The organism is Arthrobacter sp. OAP107 (genome assembly GCF_040546765.1).
Classification (GTDB): domain Bacteria; phylum Actinomycetota; class Actinomycetes; order Actinomycetales; family Micrococcaceae; genus Arthrobacter.
On record NZ_JBEPOK010000001.1, the window covers coordinates 3,980,839 to 3,990,696 of the forward strand.

Below are 9,858 nucleotides of genomic sequence, written 5' to 3' on the forward strand. Positions count from 1 at the left end.
ACACGCCCCCGCACTTGGATTGGGACATTGTTCCCCCCGCCTAGTAGCTGGGCGTGATGTCGTAGGAGATGCGGCCGGCGGGCAGGAAGAAGAGTGCGATCAATGCTCCGCCCTTAACTTCCGGATAGTGGTGGCTGCCGGGCCCCGGAGCTGTCCATCCCGGTCCTGACCAGCCGTTGGGTCCGGCCAGCTTGGCTTGGGGATCGAGGGGGACCACGAGGTTCAGTTCCCCGTAAGGGTGCTGGTGGTAATCGCCCCGGTAGGGCTCGACGCTGTTCATGTACACCGCCGTGATGCTGAAGTAGTTGAGCACGTCGCTGGGATCAGCGAGGCGGCTCCGCCTGTAGTTAGGACCATCAACTTCGATGTTGGCCGCCCAACCGTCGCGGACGCCCTCAGTGATCATCCGGGAGAGATCCTCAAATAAGGGGGTGCCGGGACCGTAGTTTTGGTTCAGCCAGGTTTCGAGTTCACCACCGGCGGTGCGGTTCTTGACTTCGTCAAGGAAAGGGATGCTTCGATCGATGAGCTTCTGAAGTGCGTTCATGATTCGTCTCCTGGTTGGTAATCGCGAGCTTTGTGCTGCGATGCAATAACGCTAACCCGCAGTTAAGTTACAGTCAATAGCTGTAACTTAACCTGCGCACTCTTGCCTGATCTCTGGTCGTCACTATCAGACAGCAGTGTCTTCTGTTACGTTGAGAGTTCGTAACGTAACCTAGTTTTGGAGGTTGTAGGTGGCCACGAAGCCGGCGGACCGGACCTCGGACGAAAGTGCCGAGACTGAGGTTTCTAAGGGCGGCAGGCCCAGAGATCCTGCCGTTGATGAGGTCATCATCAAGGCGACCCGCCGTCGCCTTATTCTGGACGGATATACCAAGATGACCCTTGGCGACGTTGCGGCAGATGCCGGCGTTACCCGCCCTACCCTGTACAGGCGGTGGCCTGGGAAGTTCGAGCTGGTCGTCGATGCCTTGGACTACGGCTTTCGCGAGCAACGGAACACTTACCCGAACCTGAATCTGGATGAACTTCCGCCCCTGGAGGCCTTGACTGAGGCCGTTCGCCGGCTGGATCCCGCCTATTTCAATCCCGATGCCATGATCCTCATGGGAAACTTCATGGGCGAGACCAACCGCACCCCCGGACTGATGTCAATTCTCACCGAGCACGCCGTTGAGCCGCGGGTGAACCTCCTGGAGCGCACGCTGGCCAGCCTTCAGGATCGGGGAGCGGTCAAGCAGGGAATTGATAAGAGCACCATTGCCTCAATGTGCTTCGGCAGCTATTTTGCCGCGTTTCTGCGCGCAGATACGGATAAGGCCGGCCTGGCCGAGAAGGTCGTGCAGGTCATTTGGCCAGCCATCGCTGCCAACCCCGGCTAGGGGCCATTAGCGCTGACACAGAACCGAATGGCCAGCACCAAAAGCACTCGAACGCCCCTTCTCGCCGCCGACACATGAGTTGGGCCGGTTCCCTATCTCAGAGAACCGGCCCCTCCCATGCCAGCGCTTAGCGGTGCATGCGCCCCAGAATCAGGACACTGACTGCTGCGATCATCAGGGCCCCCGCCATCACCAGGAAGACCTGCTGAGGGGCGATTCCACCTCCGAGGGCAACACCCACCAGCAGGGGGCCGGCAATTCCGCCGAGGCGTCCCACACCCAAGGCCCATCCGACTCCTGCCGATCGCATGTGGGGCGGGTAGAGAACAGTAGCGAGCGCTATCACGCTCATTTGTCCACCCGTGACGCAGGCTCCTGTGAGGAACGCCGTCACGAGCAGCATTTCCGTTCCCGCGCCCAGAACGGCACCTAGCGCTACAACAAACACGGCACCGAGAAGGTACACGGTTCCGAGTGTGCCGAAGGGGCTGATGCGGTCCATTGCGGGGCCGATGGCCGCGGCTGCGACGATTCCCCCTATCGTTGTCAGCACCGTCGCGGCGATGACGATTTCCGGAGCCCGGCCGAGGGAGCCGACGATGGTGGGCAGCCAGCTTTGAATTGAATAGAATGCGGCAAGATTTGCTACGAAGGCCAGCCACAACAGGATTGTGCTGATTAGCCACTTGCGGCGGAAGAGCTCGGCAACCTGCGTTTTGGCCCTTTTGGACCGCATGGCTTTCCCCATCGTTGACGACGTTCGCTGCCGCCGGAAGATCTGGCTGAAGCCGCTGCAGGATCGCGCGAACCCTCGCCTGCCCGTCCACTTCCCTCAAGAGGAACCGCGGCGACTCCGGAAGGTACCGGATGAGGAATCCAAGCAGAACAAGTGGCACAAGGCCCCCGATAACGAACATCATGCGCCACCCCAGCAGCGGAATGATGAAGCCTGACGAGATGCCGGCAGCCACAAATCCCAAAGCAAGCCAGCAGTAGATGAACATCACGAAGCTCGAACGCCGCCGCTTAGGGGCGAACTCGCTGGTCAGGGACACAACACTCGGAATCACCGCCCCAAGGCCGGCACCGGTCAGGAACCTTAAGGCAATGAGATGGTTCGGCTCCATTGCCAGGGCCGACGCTAACGTCAGCGAGCCGAACATGGCAGTGCACACGATGACAACCCGTCGGTTGCCAACCCTGTTCGCCAAAGGCGAGAGCACAAGATACCCAATCATGAGTCCGACGATCGCGGCCGAAAGAATGGGTCCCAGTGCAGCGACCGGCAGGCCCCACTCTTTTGCGATTACCGGAGCGGCAAAACTGATCGACTGGGTATCAAAACCGTCCAGGAACATGACGGCACCGGACAAGAAGAGAATGAGGTAGTGGAAGCGGCCGAGGGGCCCGTTGTCGATTACGTCCGTCAGGCGAACTTCTTCGTTCTGGAGCTGAGGATGCAGGGGCGGGACATTCACGGATATCGCACGCCTTTCTTTGGTTTCTAGTCGGGGTCCGCCCTGTAGGATCCGCACCGCAGATCCGGCGGGTACATCGCTGCGCCAACGACGAGCGCATGTGATACGGACAACACCAAACTAGGCCAGAGTTAAGTTACAGTCAATACTCGTAACTTAACCAATGTGAGTTGCGACCTTGTCCACGACAACCCATTGAGGAACCCATGACCAGTTTCGACGTAGCTCTCCTGGTGCTCAGGCTCGGCATCGGCATCACCATGGCGGTTCACGGATACGCCAAACTCTTCCTGGGCGGGAGGATATCCGGCACAAGCAAATGGTTCACAAGCCTTGGCATGCGCCCAGCTGCCTTCCATGCGTGGTTGGCCGCGGGCACTGAAATTGCGGCAGGTCTTGCCCTTGCCGCCGGCCTCCTAACCTCTCTCGCCTCAGCTGCATTTGTGGCACTCATGCTGGTGGCAGCGTGGACCGTCCATCGCAAAAAGGGCTTCCTCATAACCTCCGGAGGGTGGGAGTACACCTTTGTCCTGGCCGTCGCGGCGATTTCCATAGCAGTCACGGGGCCAGGACATTTGAGTTTGGACTGGCTGATATTCGGTTCGCCCCTGCTCGAAGGACTGCCTGGGCTTTTCGTCTCCGTGGGAGTTGGCGGTGTTGCCGGAGTGGGACTCCTTGCAGCCTGCTACCGGCCGCCGAAGAACATCCCCGCCTGACGGTCGCAGGATCGGCGCTTCATCAAGATCAGGAGCACCACGGAAATGACATTGAATCTCCCCCGTTCCGCTGGTTCTTGGGCACTGGCCCAAGAACCAGCGGAATGCAAAATCTCCAACGACAGGAAAGGACCGCAGGCCATGACCAGCACAACAACGGCGGTGCGCACCAATATCGGCAGCAGGCATCAGGAGCTGTACGGAACACTCATCAGGCTGGCTGGGATGTCAGACCAGGCGGCACTCGCCGAGAACCTCCATCCTCTTCTCATTGAACTGGTAAAGATACGGGTGTCCCAGATCAATGGGTGTGCCTACTGCCTTCGGATGCACACAGCTGACGCCATTGCCAAAGGAGAGCGTCCGGAACGGCTCAGTGTGTTACCGGCCTGGAGGGAGACGGGATACTTTAATGAGCAGGAGCGGTCGGCCTTGGCCTTGGCCGAGTACGTCACCAGGATCAATGACTCTCACTCCAACGTGGGCGAGTATGAGTCCGCCGCGCAGCACCTGACTCCAGGACAGCTGTCCGCCCTCACCTGGGTGACCATGTCGATCAACACTTTTAACCGCGTCGCCATCAGCAGCTCCTACAAGGTGGCCCCCAGCAAACGGCCCTGAGCAGTGGATTTCTGCCCTTAGCTAGCTCATCAACTGGGACTGCGTCCTCAAGCACCTTCGCACCGCCGCTGGTTGAGCTAGTCGAAACCCAGCCCGCGCTGGTTGAGCCTACGGCTGGACGACGTTCACGAGCTCCGACCGGCTGCCCGACTGGAGATCCTCGGTCAGGACCAGTGACTTGACCTCGGGGCAGTAATATTTGTGCTCCCGCGCGTTCTCAAGCGGCGACCAATCCAAGACCTTGACGCAGTCGGTGTATTTGCCGGCTTTCGTAGAGACGGTCTGGCCGGTGGCGACGGTGTCCCTCATGTCCTCCGCGCTGCCGATATAGAATTCCTGCCGGTAGGAATCGCCAACGCGCTGGTCGGCCTTCATCCAAATCCCGGCTTTTGCGCCGTCTTTTCCATGGAGGAAGCTGCCCCCATGGTGCAGCAGGAATCCGTTCCAGTAGTTATTCACATCTTCCCCGAAGTACCACACGTCACCGTTCTTGTGTTGCGCAAGGTAGTCCCTGGTTTCCTCCACCAGCTGCCCGTTTTTGTATTCCTTGTCCAGATAAACGACGGTCTCAAAGCCGCCTATCTGCTTCTTCTCCGGCAGGATCTCAATCTCGATCCGTTCGGTGACTCCTCCCTGGTCGGCCGTCTCATAGGTCATTTTCTTGCCGACGGGCAGTGCGAAGTATTTATTGGTTATGTTGGTGGTGAAATCTGCCGGACTGATATCGGGGTTGTACTCCCCGGCCCGGCTCCTTTTTACGTTGTCGTTGTATAAAAACACTCCCCCGCCGACAACCAGCAACAAGACCAGGACACCCAGAAAGATTTTGGTCCGTAGAGGCATGACCTTTTCCCACTCCTCACTGAGTAGAAATTCCTATAAAGGTCAGGGCAACACTGCCCATGGCCATAGCAAAAAGGTAGAGCAGTCTGACCCGAAGCAGAACCCACAAAATAAAACGCGCGCGGGGCCTCTTACTGGACTACCGACTCCGGCGTCTGTTCGCCAACCCGGGGGTCGGCTTGGCGATGGACAAGGAGCCATTCGCCGTCCTCCCGCCGATAGATGTTCGTTGTGCGGAGGGCCACGTCGTCCAGATTTGCCCGTCCGGCAACCCGAACCCTGAACCGCTCGATGAGCACCACGTAGGCAAGGTCCCCGACGACGGCGGTGGCCTGGTCTTCCAGGGCTACGACCTCTCCATCGCGGTAAATCGCCGCTGCCTTGGCGACAGTGGTCGTGACGTTGTCCCACCCTCGGGAAACGCCGCCAAAGGGATTGGCCAAAGTCACCTCGTCATTCTTGGCGAACAGCGCCTGAAAGGGCGCAGGATCACCCTTCACGATCTCGCCAAGCGCGGCACCCAGACGCTCGACCACGCCATCAAAGTTTGAATCAACCATCACCCTCACCACGCCTAAACGGCCACTCCTAAACGACCACGCCTTCTGGCGCTGAGCCCAGTATGCGCCCCGCGGTCCCGGATAGCGCCTCCTCGCTTGCAGGTGCCTCGTTTGTAGGTGCCCGGCACCACTGCGGCTTGGGGATCGGGCGATCACCTCCAAGGCTTACACTTCCTTTGTCCTGGCCTGGACCAAGTTGGCGAAGGGCACCCTTCCGTAAATCCTGACAAACTCCGCATGGTAAGCGGCTTCGGCCTGATTCACCTCCCCTGGCGCCAATTCCTTCCACCCGATAACCAGCGATTGGGAGTCGGCGAGTTGCCAAATGAGCCGCCCGTCCCAATGGCCGACAGGCTTCCCGCGGCCGAAGTCAGTGAACTCTTGAATTTGCTTTCGCAGTCCGCGGTTGCCGGTGCTTCCCGGGCCGGCTTTTCCGATGTACAGGACATCCGCGTTCTCGATCCACTCCGCCTCCAAGGCGGGTTGGGGCAAGGATGGATCCCGCTTCTTAAAGCGGGCGCCCGAGCTCTTCGCAAGGAACACCCGTTCGAAGCCCTCGGGTTTGAGCACTACATAGATTCCGGGGGCCCGTGGAACCCGGTTAATATCCAGCTGATTAAATGATCTGAATCCACTGAACCCGTCGTCTTTTAGCGTTTGCTTGTTGAGCTGCAATGCGTGTTCCTTAAATCGGACGGTTGCCCGGCGGGCTCCGACGGGCTGAGAACCAGCGGGTCAGGAAAGCCAGTCGCTGTAGCGGGTGGCGGCGAGATGAGCGTCCTTGTCGGTGAGGACGTCACCCTTGACGACGGCGAACATGCCGGCGGTGGGGTCGGTGACGATGGTCCGATTATCGCCCTTGTGGGACAGGGTGATCCGGCCCAGCTCATCCAAGGTGAAGATCTCGGGGCCCGCAATGTTGCGAATGCCATTGAGTGGAGCGCCCGCGGCGACCTCCGCCACCGCACTGGCCACATCCTTGGAGGCGATCGGCTGGATCGGTGTGGCGGGCAACCGGACAGTGTCGCCGTCGGCGGTCCAGGACAGGACGGCGTCGATGAACTCCATGAACTGCGTCGCCCGGACGATGGAGTAAGGAATCGGCCCGGCCGCGAGGATGTTCTCCTGCAGTGCCTTGGCCCGGTAGTAGTCCAGTTCCGGCACCTGGTCCGTGCCGACGATAGAGAGGATGACGAAGTGGCCGACGCCGCCCTTCCCGGCGGCGGCCAGAAGGTTGTCCATCGAGGTCTGGAAGAAGGCTGGAGAGGCTTCGTCGAAGGTCGGTGAGTTTGTCAGGTTGACGACGACGTCGGCTTCCGCCACCGCCTCGTCCAGTCCCTGGCCGTTGAGGACATCAACGCCCGTGGACTGCGAGTGCGGTACCGCCTGGTGCCCGGCGGCGTTCAAGTTGTTGACGACCTGGGACCCGATCAGCCCGGTACCGCCGATGACTGCGATCTTCATGACATGCCTTTCGTTGGGATTACGTGGGGATATGACGTATGAGCCGCTATTGGGGTGCGGCGGGAAACGGCGGCCTTGATCGGCGGGGGAACGGCCAGGTTAAAGACCATCATCGACGAACGTGACCGTCTCGTCGAGCGGCGCCCGGCCTATGCGGGCATCAGCCACGGCGACGTCTTCGAACCCGATCGCCATGCCCGCGAAGAGGATGAGCTCGTCCGGGGGCGAGAGGACCTCCGCGACGGTCTTGTGGTACTTCGCCCATGCCATCTGTGTGCAGCTATGCAGCCCTTCGGCGCGGAGCACGAGCATGACGGTCTGCAGATACATGCCGACGTCGGACCACTGAGGCCCACCCATGTCGCGGTGGAGGTAGCAGAACAAGGCAGCGGGTGCGCCGAAGCAGTCCCAGTTCGCCGCTGCGGCCCTCTGGCGCGCCTCTATGTCCTCGCGCGGAATGCCGAGTGCTCCGTAACGCTGCTCGCCGAAGGCGGACCGGCGCTCCCGGTAGCGGGACTTCAGTTCGGGCGGGTACATCTCGTACTCTGGCTCATCCCAGGCGTCACCCGTGGCAACCCGCTCGCCGGCGCGCTCCTTGAGCTCCGCCAGCGGCCCACCGGTCAGCACGTAGGCGTGCCACGGCTGGATGTTTGATCCGGACGGCGCCCAGGCCGCTGCGGAGAGCACGCGTTCCAGAGTCTCTCTCGGGACGGGCCGGTCGGTGAACCCCCGCACAGCCCGCCGGCTTCTGGCCGCCTCATAGACGTCCATTGTCGCCCACCTCCATCTGCTCAACTCGGTCTTGGTTCGTTACATTCAAGACAGTATCATTCAATACAGTATCATATGTAATCATTAAATCTGCGCCCCTGGCTCCTGCCTCGGGCAGTGAACCTAAAGGAGAAAGTCCATTGGCTACGCTGCTGCACATCGACTCGTCCGTGTTCTACGGCGAGGCGTCCTCGTCCCGATCGGTCACGGCCGCCTTCCGCAAGACCTGGGAGGAGCGGCACCCGGAAGGGACGGTGATCTACCACGACCTCGCCGCCAACCCTGTCCCGCACATCACCGCCGACGCCTGGTCCGCCGGTAACGCCGCCCCCAATGAACACACCCCGGAGCAGACCGCCGCGTTCGCCGCGCGCGTAAAGCTAATCGAGGAGTTGGAGAAGGCGGACGCCGTCCTGATCGGCGCCCCCATGTACAACTTCTCGATCCCGTCGACGCTCAAGGCGTGGCTGGACAGCGTGCTGCTGCTCGGACGCACCGCGGGCGCGACGCCCTCCGCCCAGGGCGTCCCGGCTGTCGTCGTCGCCAGCCGTGGCGGCTCCTACGCTCCGGGCACCCCGCGCGAGGGCTACGAGTTCGTACAGAACTATCTGGAGGCCGTCCTCACCGGCACTCTCGGCCTGGATCTCCATTTCATCGTCCCGGAACTGACCATGGCACCCCGCAACCCGGCCATGTCAGAACTGGTCCCGCTCTATGAAGCGTCCCGCAGGAACGCCTTCGAGGACGCGATCACCAAAGCCACGGAACTAGCGGAGCGCCTCGCCGCGTAACCCCGTGACGGCATACGCCGGGACCCCCGCCTTCCGGCATGTCACGGCTTCTTCGGTGCCTGCGCTCTCCCCGACGGTGCCGACCGCTCTGTATCTGGGGCAGACGGCCGGCACTGGCCGGCCGTGCGTTCGGCCTTTCGGCGGGGCACGCATCGAGACGACGGGAAATGTGGGGCGGGCGTGAAGCGCACAGCGCCTATCAGATAGGTGGCGCGGCTGTCGGCGCGCCTATGTCTCGTTGTCTGCAGGCTGGGTGAACCGGGTCAGCAGATCCGTCAGCTGCTCGGGTTCGCCTGGCCGCAGCTGTGCAACCAGTCGCTCAGCCAGCGGCTCCGCCGCCACATGTGCCGCATCGAAAAGCTCGACACCCCGAGGCGTGATCTCCACAGCCCGCACCCGCCGGTCCCCCGGAACGGCCTTCCGTAGGGCCAGCCCCATGCGCTCCAGGTCGTCCACGACCCGCATGATTCCCGCTTTGTCCGACCCCGTCGCCGTCGCCAGGTCCCGCTGCACCGTGGCCCCTTGGTTGACCAGCACGATCAGCACGGCGAAATGCCGCAACTCGATGCCGAGCGGCCCGAGCGCCTCCGCCATCACCGCGGCCGCTTGCCAGTGCGCCCGGCGCAGCAGCAAGCCGAGAGCGAAAGGCGAGGTATCCCCCGGGCGGTCGGTCGCGCGCGAGGCGGTGGTCTGGTGCGGAACGTCGGCGGCCATAGAGAAACGTTACCAGCCATCCGCTCATTCGATACGGTAGCGTGTGCAACTATTGGTTTTGACCTTCGGCCACGACACGCCTCGCCGGCCAGGCGCCCGCCGCCGTCGTGCTGGTCAGGAACTTTCAAGGCCCCCTGGCGGCTCGTCAGCGGGCCCCTGCTCCGGTCGGGGGCTGGCCCCGACCAGGAGTTGCCGCTCGCCGCGCATCACCTGGTTGATGTAGCCGGTGATGCGGTTCGCCTCGTTGCGGTAGTCGCCGGGGTCGGCCAGGAGCATCGTCGCCTAGGACCACTGGTTAGGCCGGTCGAAGCTGGTTCAGTCGTCGCTGTAGCGGGCAAGTGCCTCGATGTAGACGGCGGCCGTTTCGTAATCGCCTCTGTCGGTGTACTTGGCGATGATGTTCACCAGGTCGTGTTTGATCGCCCAATGCGCGTCATACGGTTCATGAGGACGGGGAACAAAGTCGTTCATGATGTCCGCTCCTTTCAGACTACGGATTGATGGTGACGCAGTTC

The 9,858-nt window shown here is 61.6% G+C and carries 14 protein-coding genes and 1 pseudogene; 4 read left to right on the top strand and 11 right to left on the bottom strand.

What is annotated here, in order from left to right:
• Positions 1-40: 40 nt before the first annotated feature.
• Positions 41-547, bottom strand: coding sequence for a DUF4863 family protein (locus tag ABIE00_RS18220; RefSeq protein WP_354262111.1), 507 nt, complete (start codon positions 545-547; stop codon positions 41-43).
• 190 nt (positions 548-737) lie between these two features.
• Between ABIE00_RS18220 and ABIE00_RS18225 the strand changes: the two genes are divergently transcribed.
• Positions 738-1,385: a TetR/AcrR family transcriptional regulator gene (locus tag ABIE00_RS18225; RefSeq protein ID WP_354262112.1), complete on the top strand. Its 648-nt coding sequence runs from the start codon at positions 738-740 to the stop codon at positions 1,383-1,385.
• A gap of 127 nt (positions 1,386-1,512) precedes the next feature.
• On the opposite strand, the gene ABIE00_RS18230 is transcribed toward ABIE00_RS18225, so the two are convergent.
• Together ABIE00_RS18230 and ABIE00_RS18235 are read right to left on the bottom strand one after the other, a co-directional pair.
• Positions 1,513-2,121: an MFS transporter gene (locus ABIE00_RS18230; RefSeq protein WP_354262114.1), complete on the bottom strand. Its 609-nt coding sequence runs from the start codon at positions 2,119-2,121 to the stop codon at positions 1,513-1,515.
• Positions 2,122-2,179: 58 nt separating this feature from the next.
• Positions 2,180-2,743, bottom strand: a pseudogene (locus ABIE00_RS18235) (MFS transporter); the annotation flags it as partial.
• Positions 2,744-3,069: 326 nt separating this feature from the next.
• Here ABIE00_RS18235 and ABIE00_RS18240 point away from each other — a divergent pair.
• Together ABIE00_RS18240 and ABIE00_RS18245 are read left to right on the top strand one after the other, a co-directional pair.
• Entirely contained in the window at positions 3,070-3,579 is a 510-nt protein-coding gene (locus ABIE00_RS18240) for a DoxX family protein (protein ID WP_354262115.1), read from the top strand.
• Between the two features lie 141 nt (positions 3,580-3,720).
• A complete protein-coding gene (locus ABIE00_RS18245; RefSeq protein WP_354262116.1) occupies positions 3,721-4,200 on the top strand; it encodes a carboxymuconolactone decarboxylase family protein in 480 nt (159 codons plus the stop codon).
• A 108-nt stretch (positions 4,201-4,308) separates the two neighbouring features.
• On the opposite strand, the gene ABIE00_RS18250 is transcribed toward ABIE00_RS18245, so the two are convergent.
• From ABIE00_RS18250 to ABIE00_RS18270, 5 genes are all read right to left on the bottom strand, one after another.
• Entirely contained in the window at positions 4,309-5,043 is a 735-nt protein-coding gene (locus tag ABIE00_RS18250; protein ID WP_354262117.1) for a hypothetical protein, read from the bottom strand.
• A gap of 131 nt (positions 5,044-5,174) precedes the next feature.
• Positions 5,175-5,603: a YybH family protein gene (locus tag ABIE00_RS18255; protein ID WP_354263420.1), complete on the bottom strand. Its 429-nt coding sequence runs from the start codon at positions 5,601-5,603 to the stop codon at positions 5,175-5,177.
• A 165-nt stretch (positions 5,604-5,768) separates the two neighbouring features.
• Positions 5,769-6,278 carry a hypothetical protein gene (locus ABIE00_RS18260; protein ID WP_354262118.1) on the bottom strand — a complete coding sequence of 170 codons (510 nt, stop codon included), beginning with the start codon at positions 6,276-6,278 and terminating at the stop codon, positions 5,769-5,771.
• A gap of 60 nt (positions 6,279-6,338) precedes the next feature.
• Positions 6,339-7,067, bottom strand: coding sequence for an SDR family oxidoreductase (locus ABIE00_RS18265; RefSeq protein ID WP_354262120.1), 729 nt, complete (start codon positions 7,065-7,067; stop codon positions 6,339-6,341).
• 99 nt (positions 7,068-7,166) lie between these two features.
• A complete protein-coding gene (locus ABIE00_RS18270; RefSeq protein WP_354262121.1) occupies positions 7,167-7,838 on the bottom strand; it encodes a nitroreductase in 672 nt (223 codons plus the stop codon).
• A gap of 140 nt (positions 7,839-7,978) precedes the next feature.
• On the opposite strand from ABIE00_RS18270, the gene ABIE00_RS18275 reads away from it, so the two are divergent.
• Positions 7,979-8,629 (top strand): FMN-dependent NADH-azoreductase, encoded by a 651-nt coding sequence (locus tag ABIE00_RS18275; RefSeq protein ID WP_354262122.1) that lies wholly within the window; start codon positions 7,979-7,981, stop codon positions 8,627-8,629.
• 228 nt (positions 8,630-8,857) lie between these two features.
• Here the strand turns inward: ABIE00_RS18275 and ABIE00_RS18280 are convergent, their stop codons facing one another.
• The 3 genes from ABIE00_RS18280 to ABIE00_RS18290 form a co-directional block, all read right to left on the bottom strand.
• A complete protein-coding gene (locus ABIE00_RS18280) occupies positions 8,858-9,343 on the bottom strand; it encodes a MarR family winged helix-turn-helix transcriptional regulator (protein ID WP_354262123.1) in 486 nt (161 codons plus the stop codon).
• A 114-nt stretch (positions 9,344-9,457) separates the two neighbouring features.
• Positions 9,458-9,619 carry a hypothetical protein gene (locus ABIE00_RS18285; RefSeq protein ID WP_354262124.1) on the bottom strand — a complete coding sequence of 54 codons (162 nt, stop codon included), beginning with the start codon at positions 9,617-9,619 and terminating at the stop codon, positions 9,458-9,460.
• Positions 9,620-9,658: 39 nt separating this feature from the next.
• Positions 9,659-9,814 (bottom strand): hypothetical protein, encoded by a 156-nt coding sequence (locus ABIE00_RS18290; protein WP_354262125.1) that lies wholly within the window; start codon positions 9,812-9,814, stop codon positions 9,659-9,661.
• Positions 9,815-9,858 lie beyond the last annotated feature (44 nt).